Annotated in this window: 14 protein-coding genes and 1 tRNA gene; 8 read left to right on the top strand and 7 right to left on the bottom strand. The window is 66.8% G+C overall.

The features are described 5' to 3' along the window. Window positions 1-46 precede the first annotated feature (46 nt). Window positions 47-2,149: an ATP-dependent DNA helicase RecG gene (gene recG, locus ACQR03_RS05825; RefSeq protein ID WP_434841041.1), complete on the top strand. Its 2,103-nt coding sequence runs from the start codon at window positions 47-49 to the stop codon at window positions 2,147-2,149. A gap of 196 nt (window positions 2,150-2,345) precedes the next feature. Here the strand turns inward: recG and ACQR03_RS05820 are convergent, their stop codons facing one another. Both ACQR03_RS05820 and ACQR03_RS05815 read right to left on the bottom strand, forming a co-directional pair. After that, on the bottom strand, window positions 2,346-3,197 hold the full coding sequence (locus ACQR03_RS05820) for a DUF1932 domain-containing protein (RefSeq protein WP_434841040.1): 852 nt from the start codon (window positions 3,195-3,197) through the stop codon (window positions 2,346-2,348). 163 nt (window positions 3,198-3,360) lie between these two features. Further along, window positions 3,361-5,238: an autotransporter domain-containing protein gene (locus ACQR03_RS05815; protein ID WP_434841039.1), complete on the bottom strand. Its 1,878-nt coding sequence runs from the start codon at window positions 5,236-5,238 to the stop codon at window positions 3,361-3,363. Between the two features lie 281 nt (window positions 5,239-5,519). Between ACQR03_RS05815 and ACQR03_RS05810 the strand changes: the two genes are divergently transcribed. Next, the gene (locus tag ACQR03_RS05810) at window positions 5,520-5,894 is read left to right on the top strand and encodes a VOC family protein (RefSeq protein WP_315712017.1); all 375 of its coding nucleotides are present in this window, start codon (window positions 5,520-5,522) and stop codon (window positions 5,892-5,894) included. 44 nt (window positions 5,895-5,938) lie between these two features. Here the strand turns inward: ACQR03_RS05810 and ACQR03_RS05805 are convergent, their stop codons facing one another. The 3 genes from ACQR03_RS05805 to glmS all read right to left on the bottom strand — a co-directional run bounded on the left by ACQR03_RS05805 (window position 5,939) and on the right by glmS (window position 9,751). Then, window positions 5,939-6,736, bottom strand: coding sequence for a DUF502 domain-containing protein (locus tag ACQR03_RS05805; RefSeq protein ID WP_315712018.1), 798 nt, complete (start codon window positions 6,734-6,736; stop codon window positions 5,939-5,941). A 194-nt stretch (window positions 6,737-6,930) separates the two neighbouring features. Then, window positions 6,931-7,545: a LysE family translocator gene (locus ACQR03_RS05800; RefSeq protein WP_315712019.1), complete on the bottom strand. Its 615-nt coding sequence runs from the start codon at window positions 7,543-7,545 to the stop codon at window positions 6,931-6,933. Between the two features lie 379 nt (window positions 7,546-7,924). Further along, a complete protein-coding gene (gene glmS, locus ACQR03_RS05795) occupies window positions 7,925-9,751 on the bottom strand; it encodes a glutamine--fructose-6-phosphate transaminase (isomerizing) (protein ID WP_316170505.1) in 1,827 nt (608 codons plus the stop codon). Between the two features lie 228 nt (window positions 9,752-9,979). Here glmS and ACQR03_RS05790 point away from each other — a divergent pair, with 228 nt between their 5' ends. Continuing rightward, window positions 9,980-10,207 (top strand): hypothetical protein, encoded by a 228-nt coding sequence (locus ACQR03_RS05790; protein ID WP_315712023.1) that lies wholly within the window; start codon window positions 9,980-9,982, stop codon window positions 10,205-10,207. 9 nt (window positions 10,208-10,216) lie between these two features. On the opposite strand, the gene glmU is transcribed toward ACQR03_RS05790, so the two are convergent. Further along, the gene (gene glmU, locus ACQR03_RS05785; protein WP_316170504.1) at window positions 10,217-11,563 is read right to left on the bottom strand and encodes a bifunctional UDP-N-acetylglucosamine diphosphorylase/glucosamine-1-phosphate N-acetyltransferase GlmU; all 1,347 of its coding nucleotides are present in this window, start codon (window positions 11,561-11,563) and stop codon (window positions 10,217-10,219) included. 135 nt (window positions 11,564-11,698) lie between these two features. Between glmU and ACQR03_RS05780 the strand changes: the two genes are divergently transcribed. Together ACQR03_RS05780 and ACQR03_RS05775 are read left to right on the top strand one after the other, a co-directional pair. Beyond that, window positions 11,699-13,051 carry a hypothetical protein gene (locus tag ACQR03_RS05780; RefSeq protein ID WP_434841038.1) on the top strand — a complete coding sequence of 451 codons (1,353 nt, stop codon included), beginning with the start codon at window positions 11,699-11,701 and terminating at the stop codon, window positions 13,049-13,051. 108 nt (window positions 13,052-13,159) lie between these two features. Then, a complete protein-coding gene (locus ACQR03_RS05775) occupies window positions 13,160-13,540 on the top strand; it encodes a hypothetical protein (protein ID WP_284416120.1) in 381 nt (126 codons plus the stop codon). On the opposite strand, the gene ACQR03_RS05770 is transcribed toward ACQR03_RS05775, so the two are convergent. Next, the gene (locus ACQR03_RS05770; RefSeq protein ID WP_434841205.1) at window positions 13,500-15,029 is read right to left on the bottom strand and encodes a beta-(1-6) glucans synthase; all 1,530 of its coding nucleotides are present in this window, start codon (window positions 15,027-15,029) and stop codon (window positions 13,500-13,502) included. The genes ACQR03_RS05775 and ACQR03_RS05770 overlap by 41 nt on opposite strands. A gap of 435 nt (window positions 15,030-15,464) precedes the next feature. Here ACQR03_RS05770 and ACQR03_RS05765 point away from each other — a divergent pair, with 435 nt between their 5' ends. From ACQR03_RS05765 to ACQR03_RS05755, 3 genes are all read left to right on the top strand, one after another. Continuing rightward, window positions 15,465-16,046 carry a beta-1-3, beta-1-6-glucan biosynthesis protein gene (locus ACQR03_RS05765; protein ID WP_315712028.1) on the top strand — a complete coding sequence of 194 codons (582 nt, stop codon included), beginning with the start codon at window positions 15,465-15,467 and terminating at the stop codon, window positions 16,044-16,046. 355 nt (window positions 16,047-16,401) lie between these two features. After that, on the top strand, window positions 16,402-19,107 hold the full coding sequence (locus ACQR03_RS05760; protein WP_434841037.1) for a glycosyltransferase: 2,706 nt from the start codon (window positions 16,402-16,404) through the stop codon (window positions 19,105-19,107). A gap of 431 nt (window positions 19,108-19,538) precedes the next feature. After that, window positions 19,539-19,614 (top strand) — tRNA-Lys (locus tag ACQR03_RS05755). Window positions 19,615-20,037 lie beyond the last annotated feature (423 nt).

Genomic DNA, 20,037 nt, shown 5'->3' with positions numbered 1-20,037 from the left:
CATTCGCGGCTATTCCGGCTCCCAAACGGCTTTAAGTGTTCGCTCCATGCGCCCCAGCATCCTCAATCCTCTGTTTGCGCCGGTCACGACCCTGTCGGGGGTCGGGCCGAAGCAGGACAAGCTGCTGCGCTACCTGCTCGGCTGCACCGAGACGCCGCGGCTGGTCGACCTGCTGCTGCATCTGCCGGCCAGCGTGATCGACCGCCGCAACCGGCCGAAGGTCCGCGACGTCGAGGCCGGAACCGTGGTGACGCTCGAAGTCACGGTCGACCGCCACCGTCCCTCGCGCAACGCGCGCGCGCCATACCTCGTTTACGCCAGCGACGAGACCGGCGACGTCGTGCTGACGTTCTTCCGGCCCAAGGGCGACTACATCGAGAAGATGCTTCCGGTCGGCGCCAAGCGCTACGTCTCCGGCACCGTACAGATGTATGACGGCGTGCCGCAGATCGTGCATCCCGACCGCATCCTGGACGAGGCCGGCTTCGCAAAGCTCTCGGGAATCGACCCGGTCTATCCGCTGACCGAGGGCCTCGCACTCGGCTCGCTGCGGCGGGCGATCGCTGCGGCGCTGACCAAGCTGCCTGAGCTGCCGGAATGGATCAGTCCGGAGGTGCTCCGACGCTGCAACTTCCCCTCGCTGAAGGAGGCGCTGACGCGGGTGCACGTCCCGCAGGAGCTGACCGACATCCTGCCTGAGAACCCGTTCTGGTCCCGCCTGGCCTTCGACGAGCTGCTCGCCGGCCAATTGGCACTGGCCCTGGTGCGGGCGCAGCTGCGCCGGCCCGCGGGCAACCGCCATGCCGGCGACGGCCGGCTGCGCCGCAAGATCATCGACGCCCTGCCCTATGCGCTGACGAACTCGCAAGCCGAGGCGATGGCCGCGATTGCCGCCGATCTCGAAAAGCCGGTGCGGATGCTGCGGCTGCTGCAGGGCGACGTCGGCTCCGGCAAGACGGTGGTAGCGCTGCTGGCGGCGGCCGCCGTCGCCGAGGCCGGCAAGCAGGCGGCCCTGATGGCGCCGACCGAGATTCTGGCGCGCCAGCATGCCAAGACCATCGCGCCGCTCGCCGTTCGCGCCGGCATGAACGTGGTCATCCTGACCGGACGCGAGAAGGGCAAGGAACGCCGCGACATCCTCGCCCGGCTCGAAGCCGGTGAGATCGACATCCTTATCGGCACGCACGCGCTGATCCAGGACGACGTGGTCTTCAAGTCGCTGGCGCTCGCCATCGTCGACGAGCAGCATCGCTTCGGTGTGCGCGAGCGGCTGGCGCTGACCTCGAAGGGCGAGGCCGTCGACGTGCTGGTTCTGTCGGCGACGCCGATCCCGCGCACCCTCGTGCTGACCTATTTCGGCGACATGGACATTTCCGAGCTGCGCGAGAAGCCGGCCGGTCGGCAGCCGATCGACACCCGCGCGGTGGCCGACACCAGGCTCGGCGAGGTCGTCGACGCCGTCGGCCGCGCGCTCGATGCCGGCAAGCTGGTGTACTGGATCTGCCCGCTGGTCGAGGAATCCGAGGCCGAGGGCATCGATCATCTCACCAACGCGACGGATCGCTTCGAGAGCCTGCGCGAGCGCTTCGGCGACAAGGTCGGCCTCGTCCACGGCAAGATGAAGGGCAGCGAGAAGGACGACGTCATGGGGCGGTTCGCGGCCCATGAGCTGCGCCTGCTGGTTGCGACCACCGTGGTCGAGGTCGGCGTCGACGTGCCGGCGGCCAGCATCATGGTGATCGAGAACGCCGAGCGCTTCGGCCTGGCGCAGTTGCACCAGCTGCGCGGCAGGATCGGCCGCGGCTCGGAAGCCTCGACCTGCATCCTGCTCTATCACGAACCGCTCGGGCCGATGTCGAAGGCCCGCCTCGCCGTGATCCGAGAGACCACAGACGGGTTCCGCATCGCCGAGGAGGATCTCAAGCTGCGTGGCGAAGGCGACGTGCTCGGCATCCGCCAGAGCGGCCTGCCCGGCTACCGCATCGCGCGGCCCGAGGTGCATGCCCAACTGATCACCCAGGCCCGCGACGAGGCGCTGCGGATACTCAAGGAAGACCCGAAGCTGAAGGGCCCGCGCAGCGATGCGCTGCGCTGCCTGCTGTATCTCTACGAGCGCGACGAGGCGATCCCGCTGCTGACGGCGGGTTGATCAGCAGAAGGTGCATCAACAAACTCACCTGTCGTCCCGGCCTTGAGCCTGGACCCATAACCCCAGGGAGCAGTTTGAGGCAGGGTGGCGATTGGCTTTTTCGCACCTCACAACCGCCGCGGAGTATGGGTCCGGGTCTGCGCCACGATGGGCTATCGCGCGTCGTGGCTCGCACGGGACGACGAGCTGAAATCGTCTACTTCGTTTTGCAACTCTCGGCGAACGCCACCAGCTGCGCCGCGTCGGTGCCCTCGCCCTGCACGTCCGCCGCAATGTGCTCGAACAACCGCGCAAAGCCCTCGTAGATCAGAGCAGCCGGATGATCCTCGCCGAGGAACCCCGCGATCTCGCGCATTTCGGCGACCCAGCGATAGGCCTTCGGCAGCATGTCCGGCAGTGCGTTGGCGAGACGGGCCTGGACGTGCGGCAGGCTCAGCGCCAGCTCGTCGCGCAGCGCGTCGGCGGCGCCGGCGCGGGTGGCGGCCAGCACCATCGCGGCGCCGAGCCCTGTCAGTCCCTTGTTGATGCCGGCATAGGCCATCTTCAGCGCCGAAGCCGCGCCGATCGGCCCTTCGATCCGGCGCAGATCGAGCCCGAGTTCGCCCAACGCGGCGACATCGGCTGCCGCCTCGCCGCTCACATAGAAGGCCGGTCCCTTCGTGCCGGGCTTCGGCGGCAGACCGATGATGGCGGCGTCGACCAGGCGCGCACCCGACGACAGCACGATGTCCTCGATTGTCCGGATGGTCTCGACGTTGACGGCATTGCAGTCGACGATGATGGGCTTCTTCGAATTCCGGTTGATGACCGTCGCGAGTTGCTCCGCCAGCGCCACGGCCTCGCCTGGCGGCACGATCGACAGGATGATGTCCGCATTGGCGATCTCGGCATCGCTGGCGCCGATCATGCCGGATGCGGCCGCTCTCGTCCGCGTCGCCGCGCTGCGCTCCTCGAGCGACGTCAGGACCTTGCAGCCGTGCTCCACGAGACGGGCGGCGATGGTGCTGCCCATGGCGCCGGGCGCGATGACGGCAATGCTGGGAGGCATGATGACGCTCCGATTCCAACGATTGTCTCGAAGACTATGCGCACCCCATGACAAAATTGAAGGCACGAAAACGAAGGGCAGCCCTTCCGGGCTGCCCTCGCCTTGGCCGCAACGTCAACGCTCCCCTCAGAGCCCCCGAGAACGCTGACCGCCGCGGCAGACCTCAGAACGCAATCTTCAAGCCTCCGCTGCCGAAGAAATCGTCGCCACCCGTGCGTCCGATCGTGCGCGACACGTTCACCGTCAGCGCCACATTGCTCCAGAACGGCGCCACGACGCCGGCGCTCACCCGGCCGTAGACGTTGTGCGAGGTGCCGTTCGGAACCGTCCAGTTATTGACGATGACGGGCGCCGAGGTCGCGTTGTACTGAATCAGGCGGCCGTTGCCGATGATGTCGTCATCGAGCGTCAGGTTCAGGTACGGATTGATGACGTTGCCCTGCACCTGGAACGGGGTGCGCAGCTGCACGCCGACGCTGCCGATCAGGGTCTCGGCGGTCTGCGAGCCGACCGCGAGCGTGAGCGCAGGATCGCCGGTCTCAGTGAAGCCGTCGACGCGGGCGCGGGCATAGGTCAGCCCGCCGATCGGGCCGAGCTTCGCCCCGCCTGCATCGAACAGGTAACCGGCTTTGCCGGCCGCGACGAAGGTGGTGCCGCCGGGATTGGAGGTGATGGTGTCGACCACGCCCGGCCGCGTGTTGCGATAGTCCTGATGGCCGATCGTCGCCAGGCCCTCGGCAAACAGGCTGCTGCTGGCCCAGGCCCCGTAGAGGCCGAACTGATAGGAGTTGGCATCCGTGGTGCCGGCGCTGTTGAACAGCCTCGCCTTTGGATTGGAATAGTCGAAGGCGGTACCGATCATGGTGTTCGCCGACAGCCGGTACTCGACGCCGATGGTGCCGCCGATGCTGTCGAGATTGAAGCCGTTCGAGGCGGCGCTGCCCTGGCGGTCGCTGACGCCACCATTGCCCTGCATGTAGAACGACCATGGACTGACCGGCGCGAGCGGCGGCGCCTTGGTGTAGGGCGGGCGGCCCATTGCCCCATAGGCGTTCATCGTCGACGGAGCAAAGCCCGCGGTCTCGCGGAACATGTCGAGCTTGCCGAACAGGGTCGAGGCGAAGCCCATCGCGGTGATCGACCCCACCTCGCCTTGCGGCGCGAAGGTCAGCGGCGCGTTGAGGCGGTTGACGATGTACTGCCCCAGCACCTCGAAGCCGTGTGACGTCAGGTGCACGCCATCGACGTAGAACAGATACTGGTTCTGCAGCGCAGGATTGCCGATGCAGGCGATCGGACAGGAGCCGACATTGGTGAAGCCATAGCGCGACGGATTGGCCTGGATCAGCGTGCCGATCAGTCCGGTGTCGACGTACTCGACACGCACGCCCGAGCGCGCGACGCCAGCGAGCGACTGCTGCATGAGGCTGTTGTAGGTCGTGCTGTAGGCCTTGCCGGCCGGGGCATTGGCGTTGCCAACGGCCTCCGGCAAGGTGCTGACATCGCCGGCCGTGAACACGATACTGCGCGCGCCGTCCCCGACCAGCGCGTTGATGCCGGCCATGGCCTGCTGGGCCGTGACGGCCGCGGCCGTCGGCGCGCCAGCGAGCGAGCCGCCGGCGCGGTAATAGGCCCGCGCATCGTTGCCGCCGACCGAGATCTCGACCAGGTCGGTCGACGAGATCCTGCCGGAGAAGCCCGTCAGTCCGCTCCATTCCTGGAAGAAGCCGGGAATGCCCGGCGCCACCACGTTGGTATCGCCCGCCATGGCGCCGCCGATCGCGTAGTTGAGCTGGGGAATGCCGAGCAGCGCCGAGGTCGTGTCGACGAAATTCGTACCGCCGCTGAAGCGACCGGTGGGATAGAGCGGCAGCTTGCCGGCGCCGCCGGTGAAGGTCCAGAGATTGCCCGTGTCGGCGTAGCTGTCGCCAAAAGCCTGAATGCGCGTATAGGTGGTCTGGGCTGCTGCCGGCGCGGTCAGTTGCAGGGACGCCGCAGACAGCGCGACCGCGCACAACAATGTCGTCCTACTCACAGGCATCCTACGCGCCTCCCCAACGCCCTACTTTTGTTTGCCCGATGTTTCCATGGTGACCATTCGAAACACCACCGCCCATTGGTTGTAGGAACGATGACATCCGTGGCTGTGCTTTCCCCGCATCATCATGCAGTGCAAAGCGCCGCGATGCGCACGTTCGCCCGCTGGGCGGACCGGACCGCCACCGACCATGCTCACGAAGGCTGCTGACAGAATCTGGCAGAGGGCTCGGCTAGTCGTGTGGCTGAAGCGCCGCAGCCGGCGCCGCCACCGGAGAGACGACGATGCCCGACTTCAATTTCCTGATCCTCTATGTCGACAACCCGCCGAGGAGCGCGGCCTTCTATGCGGATCTGCTCGGCCGGCCCGTGATCGAACAATCGCCGACGTTCGCCATGCTGCCGCTGCGCGAGGGCGTCATGCTGGGCTTGTGGTCGCGGCACACGGTCGAGCCGCCAGCGACGGGCGCCGCAGGCTTCGGCGAGGTCGCGTTCGCGGTCGGCGATGCCGGCGAGGTCCAGCGGCTGCACGACGACTGGAAGGCGCGCGGACTTTCGATCGCGCAGGCGCCGACACGGATGGATTTCGGAACCACGTTCGTCGCGCTCGATCCGGACGGGCATCGCCTGCGCGTGTTCGTTCCGCAGGATGCGGCCTAGCTCTTCCGCAGTGGCTGGCCTTTCGCGCCAGTCGGCCTTTCAGCCTAGTCCGCCTTGGCCGGCTCGGGCTCACGGTGCGGCGATGGCTGCGCGGGTGCGTTGGCGAGGCGCGCGGCGTTGGCCATGTTGGCCAGCGCCGCGACTTTTTTCTGCTGGTCCGATCCCGGCTGCACCACGCCGCAGGACATGATCAGCGTCGCCGCGTCCTCGGCGCTCATGTCGACCTCGATGATCTTGCTCCGCGGCAGATAGAAGAAAAAGCCGGTGGTGGGGTTCGGTGCGCACGGCAAGAACACCGAGATCTGCTCGTCGTCACCGGGCAGCCGGCTCGAAATCTCCGCGCTCGGCGGCTGCGAGATCAGGACGATCGACCACATGCCGGGCGAGGGAAACTCGACCAGCCCGACACGGCGCAGGCTCGAGCCCTTGCCCGAGAACAGCGTTTCGAACACCTGCTTGAGGCCGCGATAGATCGCGCGCACCGCCGGGATGCGGCCGAGCAGCCGCTCGCCGAGGTCGACCAGGGTGCGGCCGATCAGGTTGGCCGTCAGGAAGCCGAGCAGCGTCAGTCCGATCACGGCCACGATCAGGCCGGAGCCGGGCACGCCGAACGGCAGATAGGTCTCCGGACGATAGACCAGCGGCACGAACGGCCGGACCAGCCCGTCCACCCAGGTCACGAACCACCAGGTGATGTAGAGCGTGATGGCGACGGGACCGGCGACGACGAGGCCGGTCAGGAAATAGTTGCGAAACCGGAACATCAGCCCATGATGGGGCGTCTCGGCCGGAGCATCGGCCAAGGGATCGGTCTCAGGCGGCAGGTCGTCGCGGGAACTCATGCGAACTTCCGGGTCGGATCAAATCTCACCTAGGGGTCTTAGCAGATTTTTGAAGGGCGAAGGCCCTCTTTCCGACACATGCGCGCTTTGCCGCTGACCTGTGGCCCGGCAGCCGGGCACCAAGTCAACGCGCAAGGCGTCGATTTCAATCCCTACTGCGGCGAGGAGCCACTCAAAAGGGCAAACGCGCTGCCCTAGGCGCTACGCAGCGGCAGGGCCAGGCCGACCGCCACGAAGATGCCGCCGCCGACCTGGTTGAAGCGGCGCCCGACCCGGGCGAGCCATGGACGAACCTGGGCCGCCGCGCTGGCGATGGCGACCTCGGTCAGGAACTCGGTCGCCGTATAGGTGACGGCTACGATGCCGAACTGTACCGCAAGGCTGCGCTCGGGGTCGATGAACTGCGGCAACAGGGCGCTGAAGAACAGCAGGCATTTGGGATTGGTGGCCGCGGTCAGGAAACCCTGGCGAAACAGCACCTGCCCGCTCGCAACGGCGGGCTCACTGCCGGCATCGACCGCCACCGGCGGCGATCGCCACAGCTTGATGCCGAGCCAGGCGAGATACAGCCCGCCCACCCACTTCAGGACGACCAGCCAGGTGATGGAGGATTGCACCAGCGCGCCGATGCCGAACATGCAGAGCGCGATGATGAGGACGAAGCCGATCAGGCCGCCGGCGATCGTGAACAGCGTCCTGCGCCCGCCATGCAGCGCCCCATGGGTGAGAGCCAGCAGGCCGCTCGGGCCGGGCGTGAGCGAGATACCGATGCTCATGAGCAGGAACAGCAGCCAAGTGTCGAAAGCCATCGTGATCCCCGTGATGGAGCGGACCGCCGAGCTCCGTCGGGGACATCGCCTGAAACTGATGTCGGATTGCGGATCAGATGGCAAGCACGGCCGAGTTTGCACGCTCGTGCCCCCCGTGAGGTGTGGGCGCGAAAAAAACGGTGTCGTCCCGGACAAGCCCGGCAACGCGATAGCGTTGGCGGGCGCAGATCCGGGACCCATAATCCCGAGAGGTCGTTTGAGACAGGCTGGAGCCGCCGGCGCTGCGAACCATTAAGCACTGTGGCTATGGATCCCGGCGTTCGCCGGGATGACAGCGAATGTGAAGATGCCGCGTCGCAACTTACGCCGAACTGGTTCTCAAGGCGATGCGAGAGCATCAGCCAAGAGAAACCCGCTGCTACTCCACCGTGACCGACTTGGCGAGATTGCGCGGCTGGTCGACGTCCGTCCCCATCACCACGGCGGTGTGATAGGCCAGGAGCTGGACCGGGATGGCGTAGACGATCGGCGTGAACGTCGCGGCCATGTCCGGCATGATGATCGTGACCAGCGAGTCCACGGTCGCCTCCTCGGCGCCCTTGGCATCGGTCATCAGGATGATCTTGCCGCCGCGCGCGGCGACCTCCTGCATGTTCGACACCGTCTTCTCGAACACGCGATCATAGGGCGCAATGACGACGACCGGCATGGTCTCGTCGATCAGCGCGATCGGGCCATGCTTGAGCTCACCGGCGGCATAGCCCTCGGCATGGATGTAGGAGATCTCCTTCAGCTTCAGCGCGCCTTCCAGCGCCAGCGGATAGGAGGTGCCGCGGCCGAGATACAGCACGTCCTTCGACTTGGCGATCTCGCGCGCGAGCTTCTCGATCTGCGGCTCGACCGTCAGCGCCGCCGCAATCAGCCGCGGCACCTCGACGAGGCCGTGCACCAGCTTGGCCTCGTCGGCCTCAGAGAGCTCGCCGCGGCCGCGGCCGGCGGCAATCGCCAGCGCCGCCAGCACCATCAACTGGCAGGTGAAGGCCTTGGTCGAGGCGACGCCGATCTCGGGGCCGGCAAGCGTCGGCATCACGATCTCGCTCTCGCGCGCGATCGTCGAGGTCGGGACGTTGACGACGGAGAGCGTATGGACGCCCTGCGACTTCGCGTAGCGCAGCGCCGCCAGGGTGTCGGCGGTCTCGCCGGATTGCGAGATGAAGATGGCGAGATCGCCCTGGCGCAGCGGCGCCTCGCGGTAGCGGAACTCCGAGGCGACGTCGAGCTCGACCGGCACCCGCGCGAAGCGCTCGAACCAGTATTTGGCGACGAAGCCGGCGTAGCTCGCGGTGCCGCAGGCGGTGATCGAGATGCGCTGGATGTCCTTGAAGTCGAACGGCAGCCGCGCCGGCAGCATCACGCGCTCGGTGCCCATGTCGACGTAGCGTGCCAAGGTGTGGCCGACGACCTCCGGCTGCTCGTGGATTTCCTTGGCCATGAAGTGGCGATAGTTGGCCTTGTCGACCAGGAACGACGAGGCGCCGGATTTCAGCACCTCGCGCTTCACCACCGCGCCCGTTGCGTCGTGGATGATGCCGGCGTCGCGGGTGATTTCGACCCAGTCGCCGTCGTCGAGATAGCTGATCGTATCGGTGAACGGCGCCAGCGCGATCGCGTCCGAGCCCAGGAACATCTCGCCGTCGCCATAGCCCATCGCCAGCGGCGAGCCCTTGCGGGCGCCGATCAGGAGATTGCCGTGGCCCTTGAACAGGAAGGCCAGCGCGAATGCGCCCTTCAACTGCGGCAGCGACGCAGCCACGGCCTGTTGCGGCGTGTGGCCCTTCAGCAGATAGGAATTGACCAGATGGACCACGGTCTCGGTGTCGGTCTCGGACGCGAACTTGGCGCCCTGCTTTTCGAGCTCGGCCCGTAGTTCGCGAAAATTCTCGATGATGCCGTTATGCACTACGGCAACGTTGTCAGTCGCATGCGGATGCGCGTTGCTCTCGGTCGGTTTGCCGTGGGTAGCCCAGCGGGTATGACCGATGCCGGCGTGTCCCTTCAGCGGCTGCTGCCCGAGCCGCTTCTCGAGGTTCTTCAGCTTGCCCTCGGCGCGCCGCCGGTCCAGATGATCGCCCTCGAGCGTGGCGACGCCCGCGGAATCGTAGCCGCGATATTCGAGACGTTTCAGGGAATCGACGAGATGCTCGGCAACCGGCCCGCGTCCCAGGATCCCGATGATTCCGCACATCAGCGCCAGTCCCCAAATCGTCGAGAGAGATTCAAAAGCGTGGCATTGTCTTAACGAAAACGGCGCGCTTTCAGGTTCAATAATTATTGCGGATTGCGACAGGGTTAAGTGGGAGCCCTAACCGAGGGCCTGCAGGCAACTCCGGTTCGATGCGGAGGTCCAGTTCGGAGCGCACTTAACGCCAGGTCAACGCTTTTGCGCAGAGACTGTCGCGTCGGAGAGGACGCCATGACCTATAGCCGCCGCCCAACTGATCCCAAGGGCACCAGCCCGCTGAGCCTGTCGCATCCGACGTCCGGGAGCCATCTGGCGCACTGGCCGCCGCCGACCTTGAGCAACGAGCTCAAGCCGATGCCGATCAAGCACCGTACCAACGAGCCGGTCAAGCACGCCACCCGCCGCGGCTGGCGCCTGACGCGTGCGATGTTCGCCGAGTTCCAAGACGACGAAAGCTGATGTCTCAGCTCACTTCTTGTGGCGTTGCTTGGCATTCCGGAAGCGCGCCGCGGCGCCTTCGCGCGTCGTCTGCGGACTGCGCTCCAGCGCCAGCGCATCGTCGGGCACGTCGCGCGTGATTACCGAGCCTGAGCCGATATAGGCGCGCGCGCCGATGTTGATCGGCGCCACCAGCGAGGTGTTGGTGCCGATGAAGGCGCCCTCGCCGATGTTCGTCTTGTGCTTGTTGAAGCCGTCATAGTTGCAGGTGATGGTGCCGGCACCGATGTTGGAATTGGCGCCGACATGGGCGTCGCCGATATAGGACAGGTGATTGACCTTCACGCCCGCCTCCAGCACTGCGGCCTTGGCCTCGACGAAATTGCCGATCTTGGCGCCGTCTCCGAGCGACGTACCGGGCCGCAGCCGCGCGAACGGCCCGAGCAGGCTGTTGCGGCCGAGCTTGGATTGCACGATGTGCGAGAACGAATGCACCACCGCGCCGTCGCCGATCGACACGCCGGGACCGATCACGACGAACGGCTCGATGGTCACGTCCTTGCCGAACGTCGTATCCGCGGCGAGATAGACGGTCTCCGGCGCGATCAGCGTCACGCCCGCATCCATCGCCGCGCGGCGCAACCGGGTCTGCATCACGGCCTCGGCCTCGGCGAGCTGCGCCTTGGTGTTGATGCCGCGCACTTCGTCTTCAGACGTCTCGATCACGACCGCGTCGAGCCCCTGCTCGCGCGCGATCGCCACCGCGTCAACGAGATAATACTCGCCCTTGCTGTTGGCATTGCCGATCCGGTCGAGGATCGCGAGCGCGCGACGACCGTCCATCGCCATCACGCCGGCGTTGCACAGCGTGATCGCCCGCTCCGCTTCGCTTGCATCGGCCTGCTCGCGGATCGCGACCAGCTTCGATCCGTCGAGCAGCAGGCGTCCGTAGCCGGTCGGATCGGCGGCGCGAAAGCCGAGCACGGCGAGCGCTGCGCCCTGCGCCAGCGCCGCCCGCAGCCGCGCGAACGTCTCGGCCGTGATCAGCGGCGTGTCGCCGAATGCGACCAGCAGATCGTCTGCGCCGCGCGCGATCGCCTGCCGCGCCGCCAGCACCGCATGCGCCGTCCCCAGCCGGTCGCGCTGGACGAAGATATCCGCATCCGGGCGCAGGCGCCTGGCTTCCTTTTCGACCGCGTCGTGCCCCGGCCCCACCACCACGGCGATGCTGGCGCCATCCCCGTGCGGCGCCGCCGCCAGGACGTGCGCGAGCAGTGATTCGCCGGCGATGGGATGCAACACCTTGGGCACGCTCGTGCGCATCCGGGTGCCCTCGCCTGCCGCAAGCACGATGGTCAGACTGGATCGAGCGGTCATGAAACACCTGGGATGAAGGGAGCGCATAGGTCGCGCTGTCATAATGCGTTTTCTGCGCGGGGCAAACCGCACCGGCTGAAGCCCCTGGTGGTTTTCCTGTTAATGTTCGCTTCGTGATTCGATTAAGGCAGGTTCATGGCTAAGGACTCCCGCAAATCCGCCGGCGCAAATGCAGCTGAGAAGACGGGCACCACTCTGTCTGGACTGTTTGCCGACGAGAACGAGTTCGATCGCCGCGCGCTGTGGCGGCTCGGCTGGTGGGGGGCTGGCGCCGTCGGCGCCGTCGGCCTGGCCGTTTTCACCAATCAGGCCGCACAGGGATGGCGGCAGGACCGTGTTTCCGCGGCCGATCTGTCGCGCCAGGCGCAACTGCTGCAGTCGCTGGCCCGTGAGACCCAGGGCGAGGCGCGCCAGCTCGGCGCGGCCATCGAGACGCTCAACACCGATCGCGACCGGCTGTACGCGCGCGTGACGGTGCTCGAGCAGGGATTGGACTCGGTGACCGGCGCGCTGGCCAAGCAGAGCGCCCAGGCGACTGCGAATACCGCCCCCGGCAGCAAGGCGGCCCCCGCGCCGCAGATCGCTGCCGTCGAGTCCCAGGCCCCGGTGGCGGCCCCGTCGGGTTCCCCGCCACCCGGCCCCTTGCCCGCATACGCGAACGCGTCGCCATTCATGCCGGTTCCCAACGGGGCGGCCGGAACCAGTCCAGCCCAGCCGAGTACCCTGCCGGCTGCCGCGAGCGCCGACAAGACGAAGCAGGAGCAGGCCAAGCCGATGTCGGCCGGGCTATCGGCGGCTTCGTCATCGCCGGTCTCTTCCGCCCCGTCGCCGACACCGTCAGCCTCGTCCGCATCGCCGGCTGCGACCGGTTCCAAGCCGACTGGTGGTGCCTCGGACCCGGCCGGCAAGCCGGCCGAGACCGACAAGCTCGCAAAAGCCGAACCCGCAGAGGCCGCCGGCGCCAAGGGCAGCGACAGCACCGACGCCGCGGTCACGGCGGTCCAGAAGACCGAATTCGCCGTCGATCTCGGCGGAGCGAACTCGCTCGGCGGCCTGCGGGCGCTGTGGCGGGATCTCGTGAAGACCCATGCCGACCTCGCCTTGCTCAGGCCGATCATCATCCTGAAGGAAGGCCGGAGCGGTCCGGGTATGCAACTGCGGCTCGGCGCCGGCCCATTGGGCGACGCGGCGACGGCGGCGAAGATCTGCGCGGTCCTCGCCGAGAGCCAGCGCGCTTGCGAGACCACCGTCTATGACGGCCAGCGCCTCGCGGTCCGCGAGGAGCCGGAGACGGCCAAGCCGGCCGCGCCCGCGGCTGCCGCCCAGAAGCCGGTGCAGCGCCGGCGCACCTATCAGCCGCAGGCCCAGCAGCAGCGTCACGGCAAGCGCGAGGAGCCGCCGGCTGCGGCCGCGCCCGCGCCGCCGCCGGCAGAGGCGCCCAAGCCCGAGCAGCCGTCGGCGCTGTCGTCGTTCTTCCGCCGCTCCTGAGGCTCGAATCAACGTGCGGCCAAAGCCGGTTGGGACGGATTGTGAAAGCAGTCCGCGAACCGGCTTTGCGGCTTGTCCGCACGTCCTTTCCGCAGCATAGTCCCGCGCATGAAAAAGACCCCGTTCCGCCTCTCGCCCTATCAGGTGCAATGGCTCCTGATCATAGGCTTCGTCACCGTCGGCTATGCCCTCTATCTGCGCTATCTGGCGATCGAGCTGTCGAGCGTCGCGCTCGCCTGCGACGCCGGCCTGCAGACGCTGGCCTGCAAGAGCCGGGCGGTTGCGACCACGCTGTTCAAGAATTCGGTGTTCGGCGCCACGGCGCTGGTGATCGCGGTGCTGCACGTGATGCGGCCATCGATCGTGCTGCTGACCGGCGGGCTGATCGCCGCTGGCCTCGGCATCGTGCTCTACAACATCGTGCTGTCGGGGCTGGCGATCGGCCTGCTCATCCTCGGCTTTGCGCGGCCCGCGCCCGCCACAGCGTGAACGCCAGCAGCAGATACATCGCGCAGGTCCACATCGCCTGCCAGTTGTCGCGGCCCTCATTGTAGATCACGTAGACCGAGGAGATCGCGAGCAGGCCGGCGAAGCTGGCCTCGGCGATCGGCCGGGGACCCTGCGCCGGACGATTGCCGAGCAGCATCGCGAACGGCACCACCGCCATGGTCAGGCTGGCGAACGGGAAATCGCGGTAGCGCGGGTCGAACACGAAGCCGAGCGCCGTCTCGGCCGCAATCAGCACCGTCACGACGAGGACCAGGCCCAGCAGGTAGGTGATCTTCAACTGCTTGCGGCCGTCATTCGGTCCGAGCAGGTCGAGAAAGGTCGGCAACGGCCGCCCGGCCATCGTCGCATTGGCGCTGAGGATCGGCGCCAGGACGCCGGCCGCGAGCAGCGCCCCCCAATGCAGCCAGCCGCCGGCACCGAGACTCTCATAGAACATCTTGTCCGCGGCCATGCCGAACAGCACGCCCGCCGTCGTCGCGGAGATCCCGACCCCGACCCAGGCCGAGAGGTGCGGCGGCCAGGGCCGCCGCCGCACCGTCAGCCAGCCGGCCAGGAACACCACGAACGACAGGATCATGCCGCCGCCCATCTGCAGCTTCCAGAGCGGATAATTGCTGACCGGCTCGCCCGGCGGATATTTCAGCGCCCGCGTATCGTCGCTGATCAGGCCCCAATAGCCGCCGACCGTGCCTTCGAGCTTGCGCTTCCACGGCTGGTCATAGGCCTCGATCAGGTTGACGCGGAAGTTCTCGCGCTTGGCGAGGCTGACGATCTCCGACACCACGCGGGCCTGGTTGGCCCGCGACGGCAGCGCGCCCTCGCGCATGCGCCCCTCGCTCGGCCAGCCGGTCTCGCCGATCAGGATCTCCTTCCCCGGAAAGGCGACGCCGACCTGCTGGCGGATGGCGTCGACATGGGAGGCGGCGAATTTCGCGCGCACCGGGATGTCCTCCCAGTACGGCAGGATATGAACCGTGACGAAGTCGACGATGTCGTAGAGCTCGCGGTTGCGCAGCCAGAACTCCCAGACGTCGGCATAGGTGACGGGAATCGTGACCTGCGCCTTGACGCCGCGGATGGTCGCGGCCAGATCGGCGGTCGTCATCTCGCCGCGCAGCAGCACCTCGTTGCCGACCACGACGGCCGTGATCACCTTCGGATAGCGCTTGATCAGGTCGACCGCGATGCCGATCTGCTGCTGGTTCTTCAGCTTGTTGGAGCCGAGCCAGATGCCCTGGATCACCTTGATGCCGACGCGGGCGGCGATTCCCGGCACCTGGTCGAGACCGTTCTCGATCGAATAGGTGCGCACGCATTCGGAGATCTTGGCGAGCTGCACCAGGTCCTGCTCGATCTGCTCGGCGTCGATATGGGTGGTCGGATCCAGCGGGCTCTGCTGGCCGCGGAACGGCGCATAGGACACGCACTGCAGCTTCGAAGCTGGCTCGATCGGCGCGCGCGCGAGCATGATCGGCTGGGCCAGCCACCACCACGCGGCGGCGATGACACCCAAGGATATGAGCAGAAGCGCCAGCGGCGTAGGAAGGGATTTCAGTTCCGTGTCTCCAGGCAGGGTGGTGTCGATTACCCGGTCGGCGGCGATCTGCCAAGTAGGCGATCGGGCCCTCCGGCGCTCCCGGCGTACCCGCTCCACATCGCCCTTTTACGATGACGCGAGAAAGTTGGTACGTTGCTGGACAAAATCCGAGATTCCGGTCATTGGGAATCCCGGTTGGCCCCGGCCGTCGCAACGTCGCAACCCAGATTGGGCCCCTGCGCAAGCGCCCGTTAGGAACGCTCTGCGACAGTCGGAATCAATCTCCCGCCGCAATCGGGGCTGATTTGATCGGCATCAACACTGCGTCCGTCAGGGGACGGCACGAAGGCAACAATCGGGGAATTTATGGGTCGACGCGTGCTCCACTCCAAGTTTTCGGTTTCGCGCCTGTCGGCGGCTCTGGGCCTCGTGCTCCTCATCGGCGCGCCCGGCGCGCTCGCCCAGAGCGGCAGCGACCATCCCCAGGACCAAAAGCCGCAGGCGGCCAATCCGGCCGACGTGTCGAAGGAGAACCAGCGCAAGGCCGACGAATTCACCGAAGCGTCCCAGGCGCTCAGTGGCGGCCCGGCCGGCAATCCCGAATGCGTCTGGCTCGGCCGCCGCGTCGTCCAGTTGATGTACAACGACGACCTCGATACCGCCTTCCGCCACCTCGATCTCTACGACCGGTTCGGCTGCCCCGGCGGCCACGTTCAGGCCGCTTTCCGCTGCCTGACGCGTTTCATCCCGCAGATCGATCCGAAGGTGCCGAACTCGCTGAACAACCACGTCCACGGCTGCTGGATCAATCCGGACGCCAAGCCGCAGGTGGCTGCGGCGCCTGCGCCGGGCCCGGCCTCGACCCCGGCCGCGCAGGCTTCGCCAGCACCGACGCAGCAGCCCGCTCCCCAGGCCTCGCCCTCGCCCGCGCAGCCTCCGGCGAAGTGACCGGCGCCTGAAGGCGGGCAGGACGCACGATCCCGACGACCAGGCGCCATGCGCGGCTGCGGCATGACAGCGCTCCGATCACGTGGCAGGATACGGCCGAGATACGATCGAGGTCGTCGACGCGCGCCTGAGCCTCGCCCCGGTTCAGGCACCGTTCAGCAGGATTGGGCTCTGTTGGGATGACATATGATGTCGCGGCCTTCGGCTGTGACGGCGTGAGAATGATCGCCTTCGCCGCTCGTCGTCGGACGTCGCCCGCGAACGTGATCCCGGTAGCATCGCATACCCGAGATGGAACGGCGATCGACCGCTCCGCTTCACCGCTGACTTGATCCTAGGAATGGTTGCCCCTCCAATGCGTGCCGTTGTCGCCGTCCTGCTCCTCGTCACCGCTGTGCACGCTGCCCTCTGGGGACTGCTGCAGGACAAGCAGGAGGCCCCCGGTTTCACCGGCCTGCTGCAGAGCGTCTCCTACGATCCGCATGAAGGAACCGGGGCCCCCGGCGCCAACACGGTGGCCTCGCCGGAACGCATCCGCGCCGACATGAAGAAGCTCGCCACGATGACGCGGGCCATCCGGCTCTACTCTTCTACCGGCGGCCTCGAGATCGTGCCGCCGCTGGCGGCGGAGGCGGGGCTGAAGGTGATGCTCGGGGCCTGGATCGACAAGGATCCGGACCGCAACGAGCGCGAGATCCAGTCGGCCATCACCCTCGCCCGCCGCAACAGCAACGTCATCGGCATCGTGGTCGGCAACGAGACCATCCTCACGGCGACCCAGAAGGTCGATGAGCTGATCGAGAAGATCAAGCGCGTGAAGAAGTCGGTCAACGTGCCCGTCACCACCGGCGACGTCTGGAACACCTGGCGCGACAACCCCGAGCTCGCCGCCAATGTCGACTTCATCGCCGCGCACGTCCTGCCCTATTGGGAATTCTTCACCGACGACCAGGCCGTCGATCAGGCGGTGGATCGCTATCAGCTCCTGAAGAAGCAGTTTACCGGCAAGCGCATCATGATCGCCGAGTTCGGCTGGCCGAGTCAGGGCTACAGCCGCAGCGGCGACAACCGCGGTCCCGCCGTGCCGGGCCCGCTCCGCCAGGCCAAGGTGCTGCGGAATTTCCTGGCCCAGGCCGCCTCGATCGGCATGGAGTACAACATCGTCGAGGCGATCGATCAGCCCTGGAAATATTTCGAAGGCGGCGTCGGCCCGTACTGGGGCGTCCTCAACGCCGCGCGCGAGGCGAAATTCGCCTGGACCGGCCCGATCGTTAATCCCGACTATTGGCAGCTCGCGACCATCGCGCTCCTGGTCGGCGTGCTCTTGTCGCTGCCGATCGTGCGGCTGCGCCAGCCGACCGTGCTGCAGGCGATGATGCTCGCCATCACGGCACACGGCGTCGGTGCCTGGGTCTCCAACGTCTTCGCCTATTGGAACGTGCACTATTTCGTCTGGGGCTCGACCTTCGCGCTGACGCTGGGCCTGATCCTCCTGGTTCCCCTGATCCTCATCGCGATGGCCCGCATCGAGGAGATCGCCGCGATCGCCTTCGGCCGCGAGCCGCAGCGCCTCTTGACCCGCGACAAGGTCGCGCAAGAGCGCGCCGCGATGCCGGAGGGCTATTGCCCGAAGGTGTCGATCCACGTGCCGGCCTATTTCGAGCCGGTCGACATGATGAAGCAGACGCTCGATGCGCTGGCCCGGCTCGACTACCCGAACTACGAGGTCGTGTGCATCATCAACAACACGCCCGACCCGGCGTTCTGGCAGCCGATCCAGGATCACTGCCGCATGCTCGGCGAGCGCTTCAAGTTCATCAACGCCGAGAAGGTCAAGGGCTTCAAGGCCGGCGCGCTGCGCATCGCGATGGAGCGCACCGCTGTTGACGCCGAGATCATCGGCATCATCGACGCCGACTATGTCGTGACGCCGGACTGGCTCTCCGACCTCGTGCCCGCCTTCGCCGACCCCGCCGTGGGCCTGGTGCAGGCGCCGCAGGAGCATCGCGACGAGCATCTGTCGCTGATGCACTACATCATGAACGGCGAGTACGCCGGGTTCTTCGACATCGGCATGGTCCAGCGCAACGAGGAGAACGCGATCATCGTGCACGGCACGATGTGCCTGATCCGGCGCGCGGCGATGGACATGGCCGGCGGCTGGTCGAGCGACACGATCTGCGAGGACACCGATCTCGGCCTCGCGATCCAGGAGCTCGGCTGGCAGACCCACTACACCAACACCCGCTACGGCCAGGGCCTCCTGCCCGACACCTACGAGGCGTTCAAGAAGCAGCGCCATCGCTGGGCCTATGGCGGCTTCCAGATCGTCAAGAAGCACTGGCGCCGCTTCCTGCCCGGCCACAGCCGGCTGACCTCGGACCAGAAGCGCGAGTTCTCGCTCGGCTGGCTCAACTGGCTCGGCGCCGAGAGCCTCGGCGTCGTGGTGGCGATCCTCAACCTGATCTGGACGCCGATCGTTGCCTTCGCCGGCATCGCCATTCCCGACAAGATCCTGACCATCCCGATCCTCGCCGCCTTCGTGGTCTCGCTCGCCCACTTCCTGATTCTCTACCGGCTGCGGGTGGCGGTGAAGCCGTGGCAGATGCTGGGCGCGATGGTCGCGGCGATGAGCGTGCAGTGGACGGTCAGCCGCGCCGTGGCGCAGGGCCTGATCACCGAGCACCTGGCGTTCGCCCGCACGTCCAAGGGCGGCCTGTCGCGGATGTCGATCGAGTTCCAGGCGTTCTGGGAGGCCGTGATCGGCGCCCTGCTCCTGATCGGCGCCACGATTCTGATCGTGACCAACACGCTTGCCATCACCGAGCTCTACATCTTCGCCGCCGTCCTGATCCTGGAGAGCCTGCCGTTCCTCTCAGCGGTCGCCATCGCGCTGCTGGAGATGTCCCGCATCAACTCCTTCGAGTTCTGGCGCCACGCCACCGTCCGCACCGCCGAGCTGATCGGCCTGCGCCCGGTCTGGGTGCCCGAGCTGGCCGGGCCCGGAATGCAACCGGCGCCGCTGAGCGCGGCGGCAACGAAGGCGGCGGAGAAGGCGTAGCGCCGAGCGAGGCCTGCGGAAGCCTGCGCCGCGTAGCCCGAATGAGCGGACGCCTGGGCCCGAGGGGGCGCAGGCGGCAGCGACACCCGGGGTCATTGCGACGGCCCGTGAGCCCCCGCAGGTCGCCTCCGCTGCCGCGCTCTCGAGCGCCGACGGCGGCTCATGATGGCGGCTCATGGCGGGCTACGGCACCGTCATCGCCGCGCCCGAAACGATCGTCGATCTCCCGTGGTTTCCCCCGCCCGCCCTATTGACCGGAACGGACCCACCCCCTACACAGCGCCCACGACAGCATGCGGCCCAAGGTCGGGTTTTTTTGCCGCCCCGATCTCATGCCGCAGTGAACCACGGCCACGCCTAGAGCGTTCCGATGGGGACCTGCCGACGATCCGGACCGTGACGGCCCTGCCGTCGCACCGCTTCTTGGAAGCGAGCGCGTAGCTCAGCCGGTAGAGCACGTGACTTTTAATCATGGGGTCCCGGGTTCGAGTCCCGGCGCGCTCACCAAGATCCCGAACGATCGAATAGTCAGCCTGGTAGACGCCTCCCTTGGCCACGTCGGCACATCGGTAAGACGATGCGTGGCCTGGATCGCCCGTAAGCGGCAGCCTGAATGCGTCTCGATCGGAACTCGATTTCATACTCGATGAGTCGAACGCCCTCGATCCTCACGCGGCTTTGGATCCTCAGTCATTCCCTTGGCTACGATGCTCGTGCGAAGCTGGCGGGACGTCTCCATGAGCTCTTCCACCAAGGCGATGTCACGAAGAAGCTGCCCGATCGCCGCGCGTCAGCTCGATCATGTCGGCACCTCCACGTCTGCCGGAATTGCAGTCTGCGCAACCAGGGTGCTAAGGTCGACAACCAAAGGTATCGCAAGTCATTTTCATCGAATTCCAGTAAGGCCTTTTTGGCTAGGCGTTCGCGCCA

The organism is Bradyrhizobium sp. HKCCYLS3070 (assembly GCF_051167575.1).
Classification (GTDB): domain Bacteria; phylum Pseudomonadota; class Alphaproteobacteria; order Rhizobiales; family Xanthobacteraceae; genus Bradyrhizobium.
This window is presented reverse-complemented; position numbering and strand designations above follow the sequence as displayed.

What these genes read in the sequence shown, in the direction of transcription:
- ACQR03_RS05815 (WP_434841039.1), bottom strand. Translation starts at nt 5,238, where the DNA reads ATGCCTGTGAGTAGGACGACATTGTTGTGCGCGGTCGCGCTGTCTGCG.
- ACQR03_RS05760 (WP_434841037.1), top strand. Translation starts at nt 16,402, where the DNA reads ATGCGTGCCGTTGTCGCCGTCCTGCTCCTCGTCACCGCTGTGCACGCT.
- ACQR03_RS05765 (WP_315712028.1), top strand. Translation starts at nt 15,465, where the DNA reads ATGGGTCGACGCGTGCTCCACTCCAAGTTTTCGGTTTCGCGCCTGTCG.
- glmS (WP_316170505.1), bottom strand. Translation starts at nt 9,751, where the DNA reads ATGTGCGGAATCATCGGGATCCTGGGACGCGGGCCGGTTGCCGAGCAT.
- ACQR03_RS05780 (WP_434841038.1), top strand. Translation starts at nt 11,699, where the DNA reads ATGGCTAAGGACTCCCGCAAATCCGCCGGCGCAAATGCAGCTGAGAAG.
- ACQR03_RS05800 (WP_315712019.1), bottom strand. Translation starts at nt 7,545, where the DNA reads ATGGCTTTCGACACTTGGCTGCTGTTCCTGCTCATGAGCATCGGTATC.
- ACQR03_RS05805 (WP_315712018.1), bottom strand. Translation starts at nt 6,736, where the DNA reads ATGAGTTCCCGCGACGACCTGCCGCCTGAGACCGATCCCTTGGCCGAT.
- ACQR03_RS05790 (WP_315712023.1), top strand. Translation starts at nt 9,980, where the DNA reads ATGACCTATAGCCGCCGCCCAACTGATCCCAAGGGCACCAGCCCGCTG.
- ACQR03_RS05820 (WP_434841040.1), bottom strand. Translation starts at nt 3,197, where the DNA reads ATGCCTCCCAGCATTGCCGTCATCGCGCCCGGCGCCATGGGCAGCACC.
- ACQR03_RS05810 (WP_315712017.1), top strand. Translation starts at nt 5,520, where the DNA reads ATGCCCGACTTCAATTTCCTGATCCTCTATGTCGACAACCCGCCGAGG.
- recG (WP_434841041.1), top strand. Translation starts at nt 47, where the DNA reads ATGCGCCCCAGCATCCTCAATCCTCTGTTTGCGCCGGTCACGACCCTG.
- ACQR03_RS05775 (WP_284416120.1), top strand. Translation starts at nt 13,160, where the DNA reads ATGAAAAAGACCCCGTTCCGCCTCTCGCCCTATCAGGTGCAATGGCTC.
- ACQR03_RS05770 (WP_434841205.1), bottom strand. Translation starts at nt 15,029, where the DNA reads ATGCTCGCGCGCGCGCCGATCGAGCCAGCTTCGAAGCTGCAGTGCGTG.
- glmU (WP_316170504.1), bottom strand. Translation starts at nt 11,563, where the DNA reads ATGACCGCTCGATCCAGTCTGACCATCGTGCTTGCGGCAGGCGAGGGC.